The organism is Azospirillum sp. SYSU D00513, assembly GCF_017356015.1.
In the GTDB taxonomy this organism is placed as follows: domain Bacteria; phylum Pseudomonadota; class Alphaproteobacteria; order Azospirillales; family Azospirillaceae; genus Azospirillum.
This window is the reverse complement of the sequence record NZ_JAFIQV010000018.1, coordinates 86,092-104,814: the sequence shown is the minus strand read 5'-3', so window position 1 is coordinate 104,814 and position 18,723 is coordinate 86,092. Positions and strand designations below refer to the sequence as shown.

Genomic DNA, 18,723 nt, shown 5'->3' with positions numbered 1-18,723 from the left:
CTGTCTCAGATGTGGATGCTGCCCTCGAGATAGAGGACCGCCTCGCCGCCTATCCTGACCCGGTCGCCGGCCAGTTCGCAACGGAGCGAACCGCCGCGCCTGGAGACCTGCCGGGCCGCCAGCCTCTCCTTGCCGAGGCGGCGCGCCCAATAGGGGATCAGCATGCAATGAGCCGATCCGGTCACCGGGTCCTCCGGTATGCCGCGCGCCGGCGCGAAGAAGCGGGAGACGAAGTCCACCCCGTCGCCGCCCGGTGCCGTGACGCAGACGGCGAAGCGGTCCACCGCGGCCAGCCGCGCCATGTCAGGCTTCAGCGCCAGAACGTCCGCGGCGTTTTCATACACCACGAGATAGTCGCGCGCGCCCAGGACGGCGGAGGGAGCCGGGCCGCCCAGTGCCGCGGCGAGGTCCGGGTGCGGAGCCTCGACCAGTTCCGGCGGACGGCTGGGAAAGTCCAGGGTGTAGACGCCGCCCTCGCGGGTGACGGTCAGCGTGCCGGCCTTGCGGGTGGTGAAGTCGATGCGCTCCCGGCCCCTGTCCAGAAGCGTCGCGATGACGCAGGCGGTCGCCAGCGTCGCATGGCCGCACAGGTCCACCTCCACCGCCGGAGTGAACCAGCGCAGTTCATAGCCGCTGCCGTCCGGCACGAAGAAGGCCGTTTCCGACAGGTTGTTCTCCGCCGCGATGGTCTGGAGCAGATCGTCGGGGAGCCAGCCTTCCAACGGCACCACGGCGGCGGGGTTGCCGCCGAACAGCCGGTCGGTGAAGGCGTCGACCTGATAGATGGGCAGGCGCATGGGGCGGCCTCTTTTCACGGTATCTCAGGGCTTGTGGGTGAACAGGAAGGCCTGGTTGTGCCGCTCCAGTCCGGACTGCTCGTAGAAGGTGACCGCCTTCGGGGCTGAGAGCAGGATGCAGGCAACCCCCTCCCCGACCTCCGCCCGGGTGCGGCGCATCAGCTCCCGGCCGACGCCCCGACCCTGGCAATCGCGGTCAACCGCGAGGTCGGACAGGTAGCAGCAATAGGCGAAGTCCGTGACGGAACGGGCGACCCCGACCAGGAGGTCGCCCGACCGTGCCGTGACGATCAGCCCGGCGTTGCGCAGCATGCCCTCGACGCGGGGCCGGTCGGAGACGGGCCGGCGCTCGGCCAGCCCGGAGCGTTCCAGGACGTCGATGAACTCATCGGCCGAAAGGTCCGGCTCGACGGCGTAACGGATGGGCTGGCCGGTCACGGTCTCGGTCAAGGCTTCATTCCTTCCAGAAGGGTTTGGACGTCTCCTGGTCCGCGTCGGCGCGGCTCAGGCCGATGTCCTTCAACAGGTGGTCGTCCAGCATCATCAGATGCTGCCGCTGCCGCCACCGCTCATGCACCGACATGACCAGCTCGATCAAGATCCAGAGCGGGCGGAAGATGGCGGTGACGATGCGCACCTGGACCGTCCCGGCAACCGCGCGGGTGGCGGTGCCGGCCGTCAGGGCAGCGCCGCGGCTATGGGTCGTTTCGGTGGTACGCATGACACCCTCCATCTTCTCTCTGGGAAAGTCCGTGCCCAATCAATTGAGACAATCGAGAGTATGGAGCGGCAATCGAGAGGGTCAATATGGTATATTGTCACCATGACATTGCCGAGGTCGGATGCGTCTTCCGAGGCACAGGGCCGAAATACGCCTACAGGCACCGGGAAAGCTGGGATGTGCGCGTTCAAACAATGGTGACAATCGCGCGTGCTCTTGCCTGGGAAGAGAGACAATGTCACACTTGTCCCTATGACACAGTGGATTCCCGACCTCGAAAAGCACCAGGGCCCTCGCTACCGCGCCATCGCCGACGCGCTGGGGGAGGACATCGCGAGCGGAAGGCTGCCCGCCGGGATGCGCCTGCCGACGCACCGGGAACTCGCCTACCAGCTCGGCGTCACGGTCGGCACCATCACGCGTGCCTACGCCGAGGCCGAGAAGCGCGGCCTGATCGGCGGCGAGGTCGGGCGCGGCACCTTCGTGCAGGGCCAGCGGCTCGGCGGCCGCAACGGCAACACGACCTGGGAGGCGATCGCCGAGGACGCGGCGATCAACATGACCACGCTGCGGGCCGAGCACACCGATGCCGCGCAGGCCTTCGGCACGGCGCTGGCGGCCATTGCCGCCTCGGGCGGCGCCGCCCAGCTGCTCGACTACGCGCCCCATGCCGGTCTTCCGGCGCACCGCGCCGCCGGCGCGCAATGGCTGGCGCGCCAGCACCGGGTGTCCGCGAAGGCCGAATCCGTGCTTCTGACGACGGGCGCGCAGAACGGGCTGGCCGTGGCGCTGGCCGCCGTCGCCCGCCCCGGCGACGTGGTCCTGACCGAACGGCTCGCCAACTACGGCGTGAAGGCGCTGGCATCCACCCAGGGCTATCACCTGGAGGGCGTGGCGCTGGACGAACATGGGCTTGTGCCGGACGCCTTCGACAGCGCCTGCCGCCGCTTGGCGCCGAAGGCTGCCTATCTGGTTCCGACGATGCAGAACCCGACCGGGTCGCTGATGCCGATGGAGCGCCGCGGGGAGATCGCCGGGATCGCCCGCCGATATGGCGTGATGCTGATCGAAGACGATGTGTTCGGATTCCTCGTGGCGGACGCGAAGCCGATCCAAGCCATCGCGCCGGACATCACCGTTTATGTCTCCAGCCTGTCGAAAAGCGTCTCGGCCGGCCTGCGGGTCGGTTACGTGGTGGCGCCGCCGTCCCTGGTGCCGCGGATCGAGTCGGCGATCCACGCCCTGCAATATTCGGCGCCCGCGCTTCCGGCCGAGGTGGCCACGCGCTGGATCCTCGACGGCAGCGCCGACCGCTTCGCCGAGGCGCAGCGTAGCGAGGACGCCGCCCGTCAGGCGATCGCCCGCGCGATCCTGCCGCCCAGCGTCATCTGCGGCCATCCCAACGCTCAGCATCTGTGGCTCGTCCTGCCCGAGCCCTGGCGGCGCGATGATTTCGTGTCGGAGGTCCGCCGGCGCGGCGCCATGGTCATCGGCGCCGACACCTTCGCCGTCGGTCGGGCCAGCGCGCCCCACGCCGTCCGCGTCGGCCTGCGCATGCCCCGCACCCGCGAGGAAGTCGAACGCGGCGCCCGCGCGCTTGCCGAGGCGCTGGCTCAGCCGGTGTCGGCCACGCAGTCGATCGTGTGAGGGGGTGTGGGAAGGGCCGACGCGGGAATGGCTGCTTCTGGCCTCAACAAGGCCTAAAAATTCAAAACCCGTCTCCTGAAGCCTGCCACCCGAACACTCCAATATTCAAAGGCTCAGGCCTTCGCTCACTCACGGAAACGGCCGCACCGTGTGCAGGTGGTTCAGTGGACCGTGTCCCTGCCCCAGTCCCGGCGCGGTGAGGATGGCCTTTTCGACATAGTCCCGCGCGCGGGCCACGGCGTCACGCACGGACAGTCCCTGGGCGATGCCGGCGGAGAGGGCGGAGGCCAGGGTGCAGCCGGTGCCGTGGGTGTGGGCCGTGTGGATGCGGGAGCTTTCGAAAACCTCCTCGCCCTCGTCGGACAGCAGAAGGTCGCTGACCTCGTTGCCCTCCAGGTGCCCGCCCTTCAGAAGAACCGCCTTCGGCCCGAAGGAGCGGATGCGCTCGGCAGCACGGCGCATGTCGTCCAGCGTGCGCACGGTGATCCCGGTCAGGGCCTCGGCCTCGGGCAGGTTGGGGGTCACCACGGCGGCCAGGGGAAGCATCCGTTCCACCAGCGTCTTCACCGCCTCCTGCTCCAGCAGGAAATGGCCGCTCTTGGCGACCATCACCGGATCCACGATCAGCGGCACGCCCCCCGCGTAATCCTGATAGGCGCCGACCACCGCCTCGATGACGGCGGCGTTGGCGAGCATGCCGATCTTCACGGCGTCGGCGCCGATGTCCTCCAGCACCACCTTCATCTGAAGGGCGACGAAGGCCGGGTCGACCGGAACCACGCCATAGACGCCGGTGGTGTTCTGCGCCGTCAGGGCGGCGATGGCCGTGGCGGCGAAGGCGTCGAGCGCGCTCACCGCCTTGATGTCGGCCTGGATGCCGGCGCCGCCGCCGGAGTCGGACCCGGCGACGATCAGTACGCGTCCCTTCATCACACCGTCTCTACCGTTTGGCCGGTGCTCGCGGCCGATTGAATCGCGGCGGCGATGTCGGCCACGACCGTGTTCACGAGGCTCTCGTCGTCGCATTCCGCCATGACGCGGATCAGCGGCTCGGTGCCGGACTTGCGGATCAGCAGGCGGCCGCATCCCTGGAGCCGCGCTTCCCCCTCGCGGATCGCGGCCTTGACGGCCGCGTCGTCCAGCGGCTTGGAGCCGGCGGCGAAGCGCACGTTGGTCAGCTTCTGAGGCACCGGCGCGAAGACGCGGCAGACCTCGCTGGCCGGCTTGCCCTCGGCCTGGATCAGCACGGCCAGAACCTGGAGTGCCGCGATCAGCCCGTCGCCGGTGGTGGAATAGTCGGACAGCACGACATGGCCCGACTGCTCGCCGCCGACGTTGTAGCCGCGCTCGCGCATGTGCTCGACCACGTAGCGGTCGCCGACCGGCGTACGGGCCAGGTGCAGGCCGAGCGAGGTGAGGTGCCGCTCCATGCCGAGGTTCGACATGACCGTGGCGACCACGCCGCCGCCCTTCAGCGACTGCGCCCGCGCCCAGGAACTCGCGATCAGCGCCATCAGCTGGTCGCCGTCGATGGCGCGGCCGGCCTCGTCCACCATGATCAGCCGGTCGGCGTCGCCGTCCAGCGCGATGCCCAGATGGGCACCGTTCGCCACCACCTGTTCCTGGAGGAGCTGGGTGGCGGTCGCGCCGCAGCCCTTGTTGATGTTGATGCCGTCCGGCGCGACGCCGATCGGCACCACGTCGGCGCCGAGTTCGTAGAGCACCTTGGGCGCCACGCGGTAGGCGGCGCCATGCGCGCAGTCCACCACGATCTTGAGCCCATCGAGCCGCAGCCCGCGCGGGAAGGTGTTCTTCACATATTCGATGTAGCGGCCGGTCGCGTCGTCCAGGCGGCTCGCCCGGCCGAGGTCCGGCGGCGCCGCCAGGTCCGTGCAGAAGTCGCGGGCCAGCCGCGCCTCGATCGCCGCCTCGACCTCGTCCGACAGCTTGTAGCCATCCGGACCGAACAGCTTGATGCCGTTGTCCTGGTAGGGGTTGTGGGAGGCGGAGATCATCACGCCCATGTCGGCGCGCAAGCTGCGCGTCAGCATGGCGACGGCCGGGGTCGGCAGCGGGCCGACCAGCACCACGTCCATGCCCATGGAGATGAAGCCGGCGGTCAGCGCCGGCTCAAGCAGATAGCCGGACAGGCGCGTGTCCTTGCCGATCACCACGCGGTGACGGTGGTCGCCCCGGCGGAACTGCAGGGCGGTCGCCATCGCCACGCGCAGCGCCGTCTCGGCGGTCATCGGATCGATGTTGGCGGTGCCGCGAATGCCGTCGGTGCCGAAGAGCTGTCGTGTCATGGAACCCTCGAAAATGCGCCTGCCGATGGTACCGCGTCCGCGCGCGATCCCGACTTTTCACCCTTTCGGGCGTGGCGGGTCAAGAACCCTTCCGCGCATGAGCGAAAGGGTTATGGAGCGGGTGTTTTTTACCCTTTCAGGTGGCGGCGGGGTGCAGGCTTTCCCACACGGCGCGCGCCTGGAAGGTTTCTGCGACGTCGTGGACGCGCAGGATCTGCGCGCCCTGCCCCAGCGTCTCGAATCCGGCGATCAGGGAACCGGCCACACGCTCCTTGGGCGGCTCGCCGCGCGACAGCTTGCCGATGAAGCCCTTGCGCGACAGCCCGATCAGCAGCGGGAAGCCCAGCGCGTGGTACATCGCCGTGTGGCGTAGGATGTGGAGGCTGTGGGTGTTCGTCTTGCCGAAGCCGATGCCGGGATCGACGCAGAGATTCTCCGGCGCGATGCCCGCGGCGAGGCAGGATTCAACCCTGCCCTCCAGCCAGTCGAACACGTCGAGCGCGGCGTCCTGATAGTCCATCCGGTCCATCATGGACTGGGGATCCTCGCCCAGCATGTGCATCAGCACCACGGGCGTCCCGGATGTGGCGGCGAACTTCACGCTGCCCACGTCGCGCAGGCCGGCGACGTCGTTGATGATGCGGGCGCCCGCATCGACCGCCACCCTCATCACCGCCGTGTGCCGCGTGTCGGCGGAGACCACCGCGCCCTTCTCCGCGAAATGCCGGATGACGGGAACGACGCGGCGCCCCTCCTCGTCCGGCGGCACGGGGGTGGAGCCGGGGCGCGTGGATTCGCCGCCGATGTCCAGGATGTCGGCGCCTGCCTCCAGCAGCGCCTCGCCATGGGCGATGGCCGAGGAGGGGTCGAAGAAGTCGCCGCCGTCGGAGAAGCTGTCGGGCGTCACGTTGACGATGCCCATGATCAGCGGCCGGCCGAGATCCAGCCCGGCAAAGGGTGCCCGCGTCCGGGTCAGGGCGGCGAGCTGGCGGTCGAGCCGGGTGGCGACGGCGCGGCCGCGCTCCACGCCCCAGCTCATGATCTCGGAGAGCGGGGCGTAGGCGCGCTCGACCGAGGCGCCCCGGCGCACGATCAGTTCGGCGCTGGAAAAGGCGAAACGCCCGCCCGCCAGCGGCACGGCGGCCCCCTTTGCCCAGGCATCCACCGGCAGCAGCCCGACCGGCCGGAGATAGACGCGCACGCCCTCCTCGGCGGCCCAGGGGCAGAAGGAGGCGAGCGATCCCGCGGCGGATTTGGATGAGGGCGGCATTGCGGCGCGGCCTGGCTGTTGGTGCGAGATCCCCTCTATGGAACAGAATGGAACGGCATGGAACGTGTTTCTCCGTTTTTTCCGTCCCCTGCACCTGTACAGCCGTTGAGAAGAGAAGGGCCGGCATGACCAGGTTTCCGGCACGCTGACGTTGCAGCCACAACCGAACAGCGCCCATTGTGACATGTTTTCTATTTAATTGACCGGAATTGTACGCAAGCGCACAGTAGCCCCAAACGGGCGATGTCCGACGGGGAAGGAAAACATGGGGTTTCTCAATCGCATCACGATCAGGGCGAGGCTCGGCGGCATCGTCGTCCTGACGCTCCTTGGGCTGGCCGGCATGGCGGCGAGCGAACTCTACGAGGTTCGCGCCACCATCCTCGCCGAGCGCGAGAAGGCGCTGCGCGATGTGATCGACATCGCCGAGGGAGTCCTGGCCCGCTACGAGGCGGAGGCGAACGCCGGCCGTCTGCCGCGTGAGCAGGCGCAGAAGCTGGCGATGGAAACCATTGGCGCCATGCGCTACAGCGGCGGCGAGTATCTCTGGATCAACGATTTCGACCACAAGATTCTGTTGCATCCGGTGAAGCCGGAGCTGGTCGGCAAGACCATGGCGGACTTCCAGGACCCCGCGGGCACTTACATGTTCCGCGAGTTCGTCCGGGTCGCCAAGGAGAAGGGCAGCGGCTATGTCGGCTACATGTGGTCCAAGCCCGGCCTGACGGAGCCGGTCGACAAGCTGTCGCACGTGCGGACCTTCAAGCCTTGGGGCTGGATCGTCGGCACCGGCATCTACATGGACGACGTGGCGACCGCCGTGTGGAACGAGGCCAAGCGGGCGCTGCTGATGCTCACCGCCATGGCCCTGGTCGTGATCGGCGCCTCCGTCACCATCGCCCGCTCCATCACCGGGCCGCTCGGCGGGATGACCGACGCGATGCACCGGCTGGCCGAGGGCGACACGGAGATCAACGTCGCCGCCGGAAACGACCGGACCGAGCTGTCGGAAATGGCGCGCGCCGTCGTGGTCTTCCGCGACAACGCCGTCGCGCGCCGGCAGCTCGAGGAGAGGCAGGCCGCCGAGCAGGCGGCCAAGGAGCGGCGCTCGCAACGGGTGGACGCGCTGATCGAGCAGTTCGAGCGGAGCATCGCCGACGTGCTGCGCGGCGTGGGCAGTGCTACCGTCCAGCTCGACGCGACCGCCAAGGGCATGGCCGCCATCGCCGAGGAAACCAGCCGGCAGGCCGCCTCCTCGGCCAGCGCATCGGAGCAGACCTCCGCCAACGTCCAGACGGTCGCCGCCGCCGCCGAGGAGATGACCTCCTCGCTCGAGGAGATCGCGCGGCAGGTCGCCACCTCCTCCTCCATCGCCGGAGAGGCGGTCCAGGAAGCCGGCCGCACCAACGTCACGGTGGCCGGCCTGTCGGAAGCCGCACAACGGATCGGCGACGTGGTGAGCCTGATCCAGAGCATCGCGTCGCAGACGAACCTGCTGGCGCTGAACGCGACGATCGAGGCCGCGCGCGCCGGAGAGGCGGGCAAGGGCTTCGCCGTCGTCGCCAACGAGGTGAAGAACCTCGCCAACCAGACCGCCAAGGCGACGGACGAGATCGCCCAGCATATCTCCGCGATGCAGACATCCACCGGCGAAGCCGTCGCAGCCATCCGCAACATAGGCGGCACGATCGCCGCGATGAACGACATCACCGGCGCGATCAGCCTCTCGGTCGAGCAGCAGAGCGCCGCGACCTCCGAGATCTGCCGCAACGTCGGCGAAGCCGCCGCCGGCACCCGCGAGGTGTCCGACAACCTCACCCAGGTCAAGCAGGCAGCCGGGGAGACCGGTGCGGCGGCCACCCAGGTGCTCGGCGCGTCGGGCGAGCTGTCGAGCCAGGCCGGCGCGCTGCGCAAGGAGGTCAGCCGCTTCCTGGACGGCATCCGGGCCGCTTGAACCGTCATGGGCGCTCCGCATGGCCGTGGAGCACCCGCCCTGCGGTTTCCGAAGGAGATGCCGGCTCCGGAACATTCCGCTGGCTCCCGCCTGGCGAAGGATGGTAGCTGGACGGAATTCCGACAGTAACCTGGGCCAGGGATGGTTCGCCCCTATCTGCCGCTGAACGCCCTGCGCGCCTTCGAGGCGTCGGCGCGCCACCTCAGCTTCACCAAGGCCGCCATCGAACTCTGCGTCACCCAGGCCGCCGTCAGCCATCAGGTCAAGCTGCTGGAGGAACGGCTCGGGACCAGCCTGTTCCATCGCCTGCCCCGCGGCCTCGCCCTGACGGACGAGGGGTCGGCGCTCCTCCCCACGCTCCAGGACTCCTTCGACCGCATCGGCGAGCTTCTGGACCGGTTCGAGGGCGGCCAATACCGGGAGGTGCTGACGGTCGGCGCCGTCGGCACCTTCGCCGTCGGTTGGCTGCTGCCGCGCCTGCCCGCCTTCCGGCGGAGCAATCCCTTGGTCGACCTGCGGCTGTCCACGAACAACAACCGGGTGGACATCGCCGCCGAAGGGCTCGACTGCGCCATCCGCTTCGGCGACGGCGCCTGGCACGGCACCGACGCCGTGAAGCTGTTCGACGCGCCGCTCTCCGTTCTCTGCACACCGGACATCGCCGCGCGGCTGCGGGAGCCCAGGGATGTCGCCCGGGAGGCCCTGCTGCGGTCCTACCGGCTGGACGAATGGCCGGGCTGGTTCGCCGCGGCCGGGGCGGAGGCGCCGCCGATCAAGGGACCCGTCTTCGACTCCACCTGGACCATGGTGGAAGCGGCAATGATGGGCGTCGGCGTGGCGCTCGCCCCACCGGTGATGTTCCGCCGGCAGATCGCGTCGGGCTGGATCGAACAGCCCTTCGCCGCCACCGTGCTGCGCGGCAGCTATTGGCTCACCTGGCTGAAATCGAAACCGCTCTCCCCGCCGATGGCCGCCTTCCGCGACTGGCTCGCGCAGGAGTCGCAGGCGCCCTGATCTCGCCGATACCGGATCACCAGGTTCCGGAACGAAAAAACCGGCGCCCTTTCGGACGCCGGTTCTTCTTACTTGTCCACTCCCGGTCGGGACCGGATCAGGTGCCCTGCGGCTCCGGATCCATGCCCTTGCCGTCGGTCGTGGGGACCGAGCTGCGGCGTCCGGGGGTCGGGGTCCGAGGCGGGGCGGCGGAGTAGCTTTCCGCCTTGTCGTCGTCCCGGATCAGCGGCTCGCCGCGCAGGATGCGCTGGATGTCCTCGCCGCTCAGCGTCTCGTACTCCAACAGGGCCTTGGCGACCGCGTGGAGCTGGTCGATGTTCTCCGTCAGGACCTTGCGGGCCTTCTGGTAACCCTCGTCCACGATCCGGCGGATCTCCTCGTCCACCACCTGGGCGGTGCGGTCGGACATGTTCTTGTGCTGGGTGACGGAGTGGCCGAGGAAGACCTCCTGCGTCGGCTCGCCGTAGAGCAGCGGGCCCAGCTTGTCGCTCATGCCCCATTCGGTGACCATGCGGCGCGCCATCTCGGTCGCCATCTTGATGTCGCCCGAGGCGCCGGTGGTGACGCGATCCGGCCCGAAGATCAGCTCCTCGGCGATGCGGCCGCCCATGGCGACGACGAGGTCGGCGCGCAGCTTGGCCTGCGACAGGGAGATGCGGTCGCCTTCCGGCAGGCGCATCACCATGCCCAGCGCACGGCCACGCGGGATGATGGTGGCCTTGTGGACCGGATCGCTGTCCGCCTCGTGCACGGCGCAGATGGCGTGGCCAGCCTCGTGGTAGGCGGTCAGCTTCTTCTCGGATTCGGTCATGACCATGGAGCGGCGTTCCGCGCCCATCATGACCTTGTCCTTGGCGGCCTCGAACTCGGCCATCGAGACGACGCGCTTGCCGATGCGGGCGGCGAGCAGGGCGGCCTCGTTGACGAGGTTCGACAGATCGGCGCCGGAGAAGCCCGGCGTGCCGCGGGCGATGACCTTGGCGTCCACGTCCGGCGCCAGAGGCACCTTGCGCATGTGGACCTTCAGGATCTTCTCGCGGCCGAGAACGTCAGGGTTCGGCACGACGACCTGGCGGTCGAAGCGGCCCGGACGCAGCAGCGCGGGGTCGAGCACGTCGGGGCGGTTGGTCGCGGCGATAAGGATGACGCCCTCGTTCGCCTCGAAACCATCCATCTCGACCAGGAGCTGGTTCAGGGTCTGCTCGCGCTCGTCGTTGCCGCCGCCCAGCCCGGCGCCGCGATGGCGGCCGACGGCGTCGATCTCGTCGATGAAGATGATGCAGGGGGCGTTCTTCTTGCCCTGCTCGAACATGTCGCGGACACGGCTGGCGCCGACGCCCACGAACATCTCGACGAAGTCCGAACCGGAGATCGTGAAGAAGGGCACGTTGGCCTCGCCCGCCACGGCGCGCGCGGTCAGCGTCTTACCGGTGCCCGGAGGGCCGACCAGAAGCACGCCCTTCGGGATCTTGCCGCCGAGGCGCTGGAACTTCTGCGGGTCCTTCAGGAACTCGACGACCTCCGACAGCTCCTGCTTGGCTTCGTCGATGCCCGCGACGTCGTCGAAGGTGACGCGGCCGACCTTTTCGGTCAGCAGGCGAGCGCGCGACTTGCCGAAGCCCATGGCCTTGCCGCCGCCCGACTGCATCTGGCGCATGAAGAAGATCCACACGCCGATCAGCAGCAGCATCGGGAACCAGGACAGCAGCACCGAGAAGAGCGACGGCACGTTGCTGTCGTCCGGCACGGCGCTGATGCGGACGTTCCGCTCGCTCAGGCGCTGGACCAGGTTGGCTTCCGGCGGGATGTAGGTGCTGAAGGAGCGCCCGTCGGTGAAGTGACCGGAGACCTGGTTGCCCTTGATGGTCACGTCGGCCACCTGGCCACGGTCCACTTCGGCCACCAGTTCGCTGTACGGGACCGTGGTTTGCGGGCCACGGGTGGAAGAACTCTGGAACAGGTTGAAGAGGGCTACGAGCAGCAGCCCTATGATGATCCAGAGCGCTAGATTTTTGCCGAAGTTGTTCACGTTACACGCCTTTCTGCGAACCCAGCGGCGATCGGTACGCCGAGACGTAGGCCACCCCCCGATGTCATGGCCGATCTCATGGGCACGTTTCCATGATTACATAATGCCATCGGTTCCATAAACAACCGAAAAGGCGGGTCCGGCCAACGATGCCGCGGGGGTGAAAAGGGCCTCAGCCGTAAGAGCCTGTTCCTCTGCCATAAGGTTGAGGCTCGGCACCCCCACCAGCCTGTCCCCGGACCAAAGGGCCGGCAGGGAGGAGCGCGCCGATTCGGGCGAGCCGAGGCGGGCGAGTTCCGGGCGCAGCGCCAGGGCCGAGCGCCAGCCCTGCCCTCCCAATCGGGCCACGGCCAGCCCTTCCCGCCCGCCGCCCTGCCCCGGGCCGGACGCCAGCGACACGGTGAAACGGCGGTCCCACCAGACGCTCCCGCCGGGCGCGAGCGGGAGCCGCTCGGCCGCCGCGTCCGGCTCGCGCGCAATGGCCAGCCCGCCGCGGCGCGGCTGGATGCGGCAGCCGCCGAGCGTCCGCGCCCTCGGCGTCTCCCCGCGCGCCAGAGCGGTGCCGATCTCGCCGTGCAGCCGTTCCAGCGCCTCGTCCCTGGGACCGTAGGCGGCCCCGCCGACGACGGCGAGGCACCGCCCCAGGGCGCGCAGGCCCAACTCCGCGGGCGCCCGGAACAGCGGAACCGGGTCGAGGCGGATCCAGCCCTCGGGGTGGATCTCGGCGGCTTCCGCGAGAAGCGTTGCGGCCGATTCCTCCAGCGCGCGGCGCGCGCGTCCGGCGCGGCGCGCGGTGGCGGCGAGCCGCCCGGCGTCCAGCCCCTCCCCGGCCAGCAGGCCGGCGACGGCGCGCAGCCGGGCGCGGGCATAGGCGGGGTTGCGGTTGGAGGGATCCTCGATCCAGTCCTGCCCGGCCGCGTGGCAGGTGGCGGCAAGACGCTCGTGGGAGAGGTCGAGGCAGGGGCGGATCAGCCGGACGGGCCCCTCCGCCCGAACCGGCGCCATGCCGGCGAGACCATCGACGCCCGAGCCGCGGGACAGACGCAGAAGCACGGTTTCCGCCTGGTCATCCCGATGGTGCGCCAGGGCAAGGTGAAGGATGCCTTCGGCACGGCAACGCTCTCCCAGCAGGCGGTGCCGCGCACCGCGCGCTGCCTCCTGGATGCCGGCGGAAGGCTTGTCGCCCTCCCAATGAAGGATGCCGTGGGGAATTCCGTGCGCCGTGAGCCAGGTGCCGACGCGTTCGGCCTCGGCGGCGGCCTCGGGGCGCAGGCGGTGATCCACCGTCAGCGCCAGGAGCGACCCGCCCCGCGCCGCCACCCAGCCCTGGAGGAGCAGCGCGAGGGCCAGGCTGTCCGCCCCGCCGGAGACGCCGACGGCCAGTCGGGGCGACGGCTCGAAGCCACCGATCCGCGCCATGAGAGTTGCGAATTCCTCCGGACCGACCGGAGACGTTTCCGGCGTCAGGCCGCGCAATTGAGGCGCTTGCGCTCCGTATCGGCGCGGCGCTTCACGCTGGCCGAAGCGTCCGGGAACTTCTGAAGAAGCTGCGAATAGGCCGTGCAGGCCTCCTTGTTCTTGTTCAGCTTCTGCAGGGACATGCCGAGTTTCAGCAGGTTGTCGCCCGCCTTTCCGTTCTTCGGATACTTCTTCAGTCCTTCCGCAAAGGCGCCGGCGGCTTCCGGGAACTTGTTGCGCACGTAATAGGACTCGCCGAGCCAGTACTGCGCGTTGCCGGCAAGCTTGTGGTTCTGGTTCTTGGCCAGGAAGTCGGTGAAGGCCTTCTCGGCCTCGGCATACTTCGCCTCGCGCAGCAGCGCAAAGGCATGCTCGTACTGCTGGTCCGGCCCGGCACCCGCCGGGGGTGCGGCCACGGCCGCGGTCTGCGTCTTCGCGGGGGCGGGCTTGGGCGCGGCCGGCTCCGGCGGCAGGGCCGAATCCGCGGAAGGCGGCAAGGCTCCGCCACCGGCGAGCGCACCGCCGCCGGCACCGGCCTCGATGTCCTTCAGGCGGAATTCCAGGTCGCTGTTCATCCGCTCCATCCGGTCGCGGAGCTGCGTGATCTGGTGGGTGGCTTCCTCATACCGGCCGGTCAGCTCCGACAGGGCGCGCTCCAGCGCCTGAATGCGGATCTCGAAGTCGGCGGCGAGCCCTTGAGGCATCTGGGCGACCTGCTCCTCCCGGGGCCATGCCTGCGCGACCTCGATGTTCCCGCCGAGCGCCGCGACGCCCGTCTCAAGCCGTTCCAGCCGCTCGGCCATGGCGCGTTCGCCATTGTCGGTCTGGGCGAAGGCGGTGCCGCCGCAAATCAGGCCACCGAGAAGAAGGGCGGCGAAGGAAGAGGTCTTGGTCATGTGCGAGGCCCTGTCCGGACGCGAGATGGCCGATGGAGGCAACCCTGCCGGGTCATCCCGGCAAAACTATGGCCGCTGTTTAGCAGAAGCGCAGCCCGCGCGAAAGAAGGCGCCACGCGCCTTTCCGCCGCCCGGCCGCATCAATTTGCGGGCGGGCATCCGCCCATGGGGGCAACCGGGCATGAAACGCGAAGCGCCGCCCCGGTTGCCCGGAGCGGCGCTTCATGACCTCTATCGGTGGTCCGGACCGTGCCGGACCACCGGAGCGGTGTGTTCCGTGTCGTTAGTCGACGACGGTCACGCCGCGGCGGTTCTGGGCCCAGGCGGCCTCGTTCGAACCGAGAACGGCCGGACGCTCCTTGCCGTAGGAAACGACCTTGACGCGGGCCGAGTTGATGCCCTGGGCGACGAGGTAGTTCTTCACGGAGTTGGCGCGGCGCTCACCCAGGGCGAGGTTGTACTCGCGGGTGCCGCGCTCGTCGGCATGGCCTTCCATCGTCACGGTGACGTTCGGGTAGGACTTCAGCCACTGGGCCTGACGGTCCAGAGTGCCACGGGCCTCCGGCGACAGGTCGTAGCGGTCCAGACCGAAGAAGACGCGGTCGCCGACGTTCACGACGAGGTCTTCCTGCGACCCCGGACGGACGGAGCCGGCGGCGTTCGCGCCGGTGGCGGCGCCGGCGCCGGTGTCCTGCGGAGCGGTTTCGCAAGCGGCGACGAGAGCGACGGCGGCGAGCAGGCTCAGAAACTTAACGCGCATGTCCAATGACCCCCTGAAACGAATGCTGTGTTTTGGCTGTGCTGTCTCGCATGAACGGCGGCTAAGCCGACAGACCCCGACGGCCGGCGTGGACCGGGCTTAGCCTCGTTCCACGCCTGGGCGCCGTTCTTGCGCGCCGCAAAATAGTACTACTACACTAGGGAATCAAGGGCGACCATGCGGGATCCGAAGCATCCAGCGGAGTGATCACACGGCGTTCATTGCTGCCCGTGATATCGATGGAATAAAGCTTGGCGCTGCGCCCGTTGCCGGCCGGCAAGTCCTTGAAGAACATGATGACGCGGCCGTTCGGCGCCCAGGTCGGCCCTTCGACGTGGAAGCCTTCGGACAGGATGCGCTCACCGGTGCCGTCGGGCCGGATCACGCCGACGGCGAAGCTGCTGCCGCGCTGCCGCGTGAAGGCGATGAGGTCGCCGCGGGGCGACCAGACCGGCGTGCCGTAGCGACCCTCGCCGAAGGTCAGCCGCTTCACGCCCGAACCGTTGGCGCCCATGATGTAGAGCTGCTGGCTGCCGCCGCGGTCGGATTCGAAGACGATCCGCTGGCCGTCCGGCGAATAGCTGGGGGCGGTGTCGATGCCGGGGCTGTCGGTGAGCTGGGTCTGGCGGCGGGTGCGCAAGTCCAGCGTGTAGATGTCCGTGTTGCCGTTCTGCGCCATGCTCATGACGACGCGGTTGCCGTCCGGCGAGAAGCGCGGCGCGAAGGTCATGCCGGGAAAATCGCCCAGCACCTCCTGGCGGCCCGTGTCGATGTTGAACAGGTAAACGCGCGGCCGGCGGTTGAAGTAGGACATGTAGGTGATCTCCTGCGTCGTCGGCGAGAAACGCGGAGTAAGCACCAGACTCTGTCCGTCGGTCAGGAACTGGTGGTTCTCACCATCCTGATCCATGATCGCCAGCCTCTTCAGCCGGTTGTTCGCCGGGCCGGATTCCGACACGTAGACGATGCGCGTGTCGAAATAGCCGTCCTCGCCGGTCAGCCGCTTGTAGATGGCGTCGGCGATGATGTGCGCGATGCGGCGCCAGCTGTCCGGGGTGGCGGTGTAGGACAGGCCCTGCATGTACTGGCCGGCGGCGACGTCCCACAGGCGGAAATCGACCTTGGTGCGGCCATCGCCCAGTGCCGTGGTGTTGCCCGCGACCAGCGCCTGGGCGCCGGCGGCGCGCCAGTCCTCGTAGCGCGGCTCGCCCGCGCGCAGCTGTTCCGGCGTCTGCAGGAAGCCGCGCGGGTCGAGCGGACGGAACAGGCCCGACCGCTCCAGATCGGCGGAGATCACCCGCGAGATGTCGGCGCCCATCTGCGCCTCCCGCCCGCCGGAACCGGCGAAGCTGGTGATCGCGATGGGCAGAGGCTCGACGACGCCGCGGGTGATGTCGATGCGCAGTTCGGCCTGCGCCGTGTGCGGGGCGGCGACGCCGAGGGAGAGGATCAACGCGCCGGCGTAGCCGGCGAGCTTCAGCAGAAGCCGTGTCTTCTTATTCATGGTCAGAACATGTCCCTCGGGTCGAAGGTGAACACGATGTAACGCCACTGTTCGTAGGTGCTGTCCGTGAACTCTTCCGTCAGCAGGTCGAGCGGGCTCGAACGCTTGACCGCGCGCACGGCCGCGTCGGCGGCGGCGCGGAACGCGGCGTCGGAGAGATAGCGCGAACGGTACTTCTCGTCGATGTACGCGTTCAGCACCCGGCGGTCGCGCCCGACCTCGATGCGGATCTCCACCTGCATCGAGTTCGAGTCCTTCCGCCCCGGATCGAAGTTCCAGTTCTTCCCCACCTGGCCGCGGATCGCGTCGATGGCCCGGCCCGACGGCTTGAAGGGCTTGTCGGGGCCGGCGACGGCCTTCGCGGCGCCGGACGGCGCCTGAGCCGTCCGCGTCGGCTTGGCGTCGCTCGGAGCCGCCTTGGCGTCGGACTTGGAACTCGTCGAAGGCTTGATCTTGTCGACCGAACTCAGCAGATCGGCCAGAGGGTCGGTCTCGGCGACCTCCTTGGGAGGCGGCTTCTTGGGCTGCTCCTTCGGCGGTTCCGGCTTCTTCGCCTGTTCCTTGGGAGGCTCGGGCTTCGGCTGCTCCTTCGGGGGCTCCGGCTTCTTCGGCTGCTCCTTGGGAGGCTCGGGCTTCGGCTGCTCCTTCGGGGGCTCCGGCTTCGGGGGCTCGGGCTTGGGAGGCTGCGGCTTGGGCGGCTCCGGCGGCGAGGGCGGCGGCTTGGGAGTCGGCGCGGGTTCCGGGTCCGGCGGAGGCGGCGGGGGAGGAGGCGGTGGTGGGGGCGGCGGCGGAGCCGGCGTGGGGGCCGGCTTCGGCGGCGGCGTCTCGGCGACCTTGGGCGGCTCCGGCGCCTTGGGAGGCGGCGGAGGCGGGGGTGGAGGCGCCTCGGCCACGGGCTCGGGCGGGGCCGGGGCCGGCTTGGCTTCCGGGGTCGGGGGCTTCGGTGCCGGCGGATTCGGCGTCGGCTCGCCCTGGTCGATCCGCGCCATCTGGGTCAGCTCGCTGACGTCCACGATCTCGATCGGGACGGAGGCGGGCAGCTCCAGCGTGCGATCGCTGGGCGGCATGCCGAGCACGAACAGCGCGACCAGCGCGACGTGCAGCGTTGCCGAGGCGATCAGGGGTTTGCGCATGGCGTCCGGACCCGGCCTCAGCGGTTCGCCGGGGCCGCGGCGCCGACCTTCGGGCCGGGCGCGGTCGGGGCGTTGGGCATCTCGGCGACCAGGCCGACCTTCTTGAAGCCGGCGGCGCTCATGGTGCCCATGACTTCCAGCATCTTGCCATAGGCGATCTTGGCGTCACCGCGCACCAGGATGCGGGCTTCCGGGTTGTTGTCGGTGACGGCGATCAGCAGCGGCACCATGGCCGTCAACTCCACCGGAGTCTCCTGCACGAAGACGCGCCCGTCGGTCTGCACCGTCACGAAAAGCGGATCCTTCTGCGGCTCCAATGGAGCCGCGTTGGTCTTGGGCAAATCGACCGGCACGCCGACGGTGAGCATCGGGGCGGCGACCATGAAGACGATCAGCAGGACCAGCATGACGTCGATGAAGGGCGTCATGTTGATCTCGGACATCGCGCGGTAGCCGCGGCGCTTGCCCCGGCCTCCGCTCTTTCCTGCGAGCTGCGCTCCCATCTCAGGCGGCCCCCCGCTCCTCGAGGTGGCGAGACAGGATCGCCGAGAACTCGCCCGAGAAGGTCTCCAGCCGGTCGGCGTAGCGGCCAAGGTCGGTGGAGAACTTGTTGTAGGAGACGACGGCGGGGATGGCGGCCAGCAGGCCCATGGCGGTGGCGAACAGCGCCTCCGCGATGCCTGGCGCCACCACGGCGAGGCTGGTGTTGCCCGAACCCGCGATCGAGGTGAAGGAGTTCATGATGCCCCAGACCGTACCGAACAGCCCGATGAAGGGAGCCGTCGACCCGACCGAGGCCAGGAAGGTCATGTAGCGTTCGGCCCGCGCCATCTCGCGGCCGATGGTCACCGACATGACGCGCTCGACCCGCTGCTGGAGGCTGCCCTTCAGTCCGCCGCTGAGGCCGCGCTCGGAGGCCATGCGCCATTCGCGCATGCCAGCCGCGAAGGTCGCGGCCATGGGGTCGGCCGGGGTCTTGCCGATGCGGTCGTACAGCGCGTCGAGCGACCCGCCCGACCAGAAGCTCTCCTCGAAGGCGTCCGCCTGCGCGTTCAGCCGGCGGATGCGCATCAGCTTCTCGATGATGATGCTCCAGCACCAGACCGAGGCGACCACCAGCATCAGCATGACGGTCTTGACGATCAGGTCGGCCTGCCAGAACAGGCCCCACATGGAAAGGTCGTGGGTCTGGGCGGCGGCCCCGACCATCTGGGCGGTGTTAACGGCGTCCATC

At 69.1% G+C, this 18,723-nt stretch carries 17 protein-coding genes; 3 read left to right on the top strand and 14 right to left on the bottom strand.

Features of this window, described 5'->3' with window-relative positions:
* Positions 1-5 precede the first annotated feature (5 nt).
* The 3 genes from JUB11_RS15260 to JUB11_RS15250 are packed head-to-tail and all read right to left on the bottom strand — an operon-like array spanning position 6 to position 1,518.
* On the bottom strand, positions 6-797 hold the full coding sequence (locus JUB11_RS15260; protein ID WP_207459418.1) for a PhzF family phenazine biosynthesis protein: 792 nt from the start codon (positions 795-797) through the stop codon (positions 6-8).
* Between the two features lie 24 nt (positions 798-821).
* Complete coding sequence (locus tag JUB11_RS15255; protein ID WP_207459417.1) at positions 822-1,247, bottom strand: GNAT family N-acetyltransferase; 426 nt, start codon at positions 1,245-1,247, stop codon at positions 822-824.
* Between the two features lie 4 nt (positions 1,248-1,251).
* Entirely contained in the window at positions 1,252-1,518 is a 267-nt protein-coding gene (locus tag JUB11_RS15250) for a DUF1127 domain-containing protein (RefSeq protein ID WP_207459416.1), read from the bottom strand.
* 252 nt (positions 1,519-1,770) lie between these two features.
* Here JUB11_RS15250 and JUB11_RS15245 point away from each other — a divergent pair, with 252 nt between their 5' ends.
* Entirely contained in the window at positions 1,771-3,165 is a 1,395-nt protein-coding gene (locus tag JUB11_RS15245) for a PLP-dependent aminotransferase family protein (RefSeq protein WP_207459415.1), read from the top strand.
* A 129-nt stretch (positions 3,166-3,294) separates the two neighbouring features.
* Here JUB11_RS15245 and thiD read toward each other — a convergent pair whose 3' ends face one another.
* From thiD to folP, 3 genes are all read right to left on the bottom strand, one after another.
* On the bottom strand, positions 3,295-4,095 hold the full coding sequence (gene thiD / locus JUB11_RS15240; RefSeq protein ID WP_207459414.1) for a bifunctional hydroxymethylpyrimidine kinase/phosphomethylpyrimidine kinase: 801 nt from the start codon (positions 4,093-4,095) through the stop codon (positions 3,295-3,297).
* The gene (gene glmM, locus JUB11_RS15235; RefSeq protein ID WP_207459413.1) at positions 4,095-5,471 is read right to left on the bottom strand and encodes a phosphoglucosamine mutase; all 1,377 of its coding nucleotides are present in this window, start codon (positions 5,469-5,471) and stop codon (positions 4,095-4,097) included. The genes thiD and glmM overlap by 1 nt, the downstream gene beginning before the upstream one ends.
* Positions 5,472-5,607: 136 nt before the next feature.
* Entirely contained in the window at positions 5,608-6,741 is a 1,134-nt protein-coding gene (gene folP / locus JUB11_RS15230; protein WP_207459412.1) for a dihydropteroate synthase, read from the bottom strand.
* A 265-nt stretch (positions 6,742-7,006) separates the two neighbouring features.
* On the opposite strand from folP, the gene JUB11_RS15225 reads away from it, so the two are divergent.
* Positions 7,007-8,695: a cache domain-containing protein gene (locus tag JUB11_RS15225; RefSeq protein WP_207459411.1), complete on the top strand. Its 1,689-nt coding sequence runs from the start codon at positions 7,007-7,009 to the stop codon at positions 8,693-8,695.
* Positions 8,696-8,836: 141 nt separating this feature from the next.
* On the top strand, positions 8,837-9,709 hold the full coding sequence (locus JUB11_RS15220) for a LysR family transcriptional regulator (RefSeq protein ID WP_207459410.1): 873 nt from the start codon (positions 8,837-8,839) through the stop codon (positions 9,707-9,709).
* A gap of 97 nt (positions 9,710-9,806) precedes the next feature.
* On the opposite strand, the gene ftsH is transcribed toward JUB11_RS15220, so the two are convergent.
* The 8 genes from ftsH to tolQ form a co-directional block, all read right to left on the bottom strand.
* The gene (gene ftsH, locus JUB11_RS15215) at positions 9,807-11,738 is read right to left on the bottom strand and encodes an ATP-dependent zinc metalloprotease FtsH (RefSeq protein ID WP_207459409.1); all 1,932 of its coding nucleotides are present in this window, start codon (positions 11,736-11,738) and stop codon (positions 9,807-9,809) included.
* 96 nt (positions 11,739-11,834) lie between these two features.
* Complete coding sequence (gene tilS / locus JUB11_RS15210) at positions 11,835-13,157, bottom strand: tRNA lysidine(34) synthetase TilS (protein WP_207459408.1); 1,323 nt, start codon at positions 13,155-13,157, stop codon at positions 11,835-11,837.
* A 44-nt stretch (positions 13,158-13,201) separates the two neighbouring features.
* Entirely contained in the window at positions 13,202-14,092 is an 891-nt protein-coding gene (gene ybgF, locus JUB11_RS15205) for a tol-pal system protein YbgF (RefSeq protein WP_207459407.1), read from the bottom strand.
* A gap of 283 nt (positions 14,093-14,375) precedes the next feature.
* Positions 14,376-14,852, bottom strand: coding sequence for a peptidoglycan-associated lipoprotein Pal (gene pal / locus JUB11_RS15200; RefSeq protein WP_207459406.1), 477 nt, complete (start codon positions 14,850-14,852; stop codon positions 14,376-14,378).
* A 157-nt stretch (positions 14,853-15,009) separates the two neighbouring features.
* Positions 15,010-16,356 (bottom strand): Tol-Pal system beta propeller repeat protein TolB, encoded by a 1,347-nt coding sequence (gene tolB, locus JUB11_RS15195; RefSeq protein ID WP_207459405.1) that lies wholly within the window; start codon positions 16,354-16,356, stop codon positions 15,010-15,012.
* A gap of 2 nt (positions 16,357-16,358) precedes the next feature.
* Positions 16,359-17,489 carry a hypothetical protein gene (locus tag JUB11_RS15190; RefSeq protein WP_207459404.1) on the bottom strand — a complete coding sequence of 377 codons (1,131 nt, stop codon included), beginning with the start codon at positions 17,487-17,489 and terminating at the stop codon, positions 16,359-16,361.
* A gap of 17 nt (positions 17,490-17,506) precedes the next feature.
* Positions 17,507-17,992 (bottom strand): biopolymer transporter ExbD, encoded by a 486-nt coding sequence (locus JUB11_RS15185; protein ID WP_207459403.1) that lies wholly within the window; start codon positions 17,990-17,992, stop codon positions 17,507-17,509.
* 1 nt (position 17,993) lies between these two features.
* The gene (gene tolQ / locus JUB11_RS15180) at positions 17,994-18,722 is read right to left on the bottom strand and encodes a protein TolQ (RefSeq protein WP_207459402.1); all 729 of its coding nucleotides are present in this window, start codon (positions 18,720-18,722) and stop codon (positions 17,994-17,996) included.
* Between the last annotated feature and the right edge of the window lies 1 nt (position 18,723).

Coding starts and splice junctions, on each gene's coding strand:
- JUB11_RS15220 (WP_207459410.1), top strand. CDS start 8,837: ATGGTTCGCCCCTATCTGCCGCTGAACGCCCTGCGCGCCTTCGAGGCG.
- JUB11_RS15190 (WP_207459404.1), bottom strand. CDS start 17,489: ATGCGCAAACCCCTGATCGCCTCGGCAACGCTGCACGTCGCGCTGGTC.
- JUB11_RS15245 (WP_207459415.1), top strand. CDS start 1,771: ATGACACAGTGGATTCCCGACCTCGAAAAGCACCAGGGCCCTCGCTAC.
- tolB (WP_207459405.1), bottom strand. CDS start 16,356: ATGAATAAGAAGACACGGCTTCTGCTGAAGCTCGCCGGCTACGCCGGC.
- JUB11_RS15260 (WP_207459418.1), bottom strand. CDS start 797: ATGCGCCTGCCCATCTATCAGGTCGACGCCTTCACCGACCGGCTGTTC.
- tilS (WP_207459408.1), bottom strand. CDS start 13,157: ATGGCGCGGATCGGTGGCTTCGAGCCGTCGCCCCGACTGGCCGTCGGC.
- tolQ (WP_207459402.1), bottom strand. CDS start 18,722: ATGGACGCCGTTAACACCGCCCAGATGGTCGGGGCCGCCGCCCAGACC.
- pal (WP_207459406.1), bottom strand. CDS start 14,852: ATGCGCGTTAAGTTTCTGAGCCTGCTCGCCGCCGTCGCTCTCGTCGCC.
- glmM (WP_207459413.1), bottom strand. CDS start 5,471: ATGACACGACAGCTCTTCGGCACCGACGGCATTCGCGGCACCGCCAAC.
- ybgF (WP_207459407.1), bottom strand. CDS start 14,092: ATGACCAAGACCTCTTCCTTCGCCGCCCTTCTTCTCGGTGGCCTGATT.
- JUB11_RS15185 (WP_207459403.1), bottom strand. CDS start 17,992: ATGGGAGCGCAGCTCGCAGGAAAGAGCGGAGGCCGGGGCAAGCGCCGC.
- JUB11_RS15225 (WP_207459411.1), top strand. CDS start 7,007: ATGGGGTTTCTCAATCGCATCACGATCAGGGCGAGGCTCGGCGGCATC.
- folP (WP_207459412.1), bottom strand. CDS start 6,741: ATGCCGCCCTCATCCAAATCCGCCGCGGGATCGCTCGCCTCCTTCTGC.
- thiD (WP_207459414.1), bottom strand. CDS start 4,095: ATGAAGGGACGCGTACTGATCGTCGCCGGGTCCGACTCCGGCGGCGGC.
- JUB11_RS15250 (WP_207459416.1), bottom strand. CDS start 1,518: ATGCGTACCACCGAAACGACCCATAGCCGCGGCGCTGCCCTGACGGCC.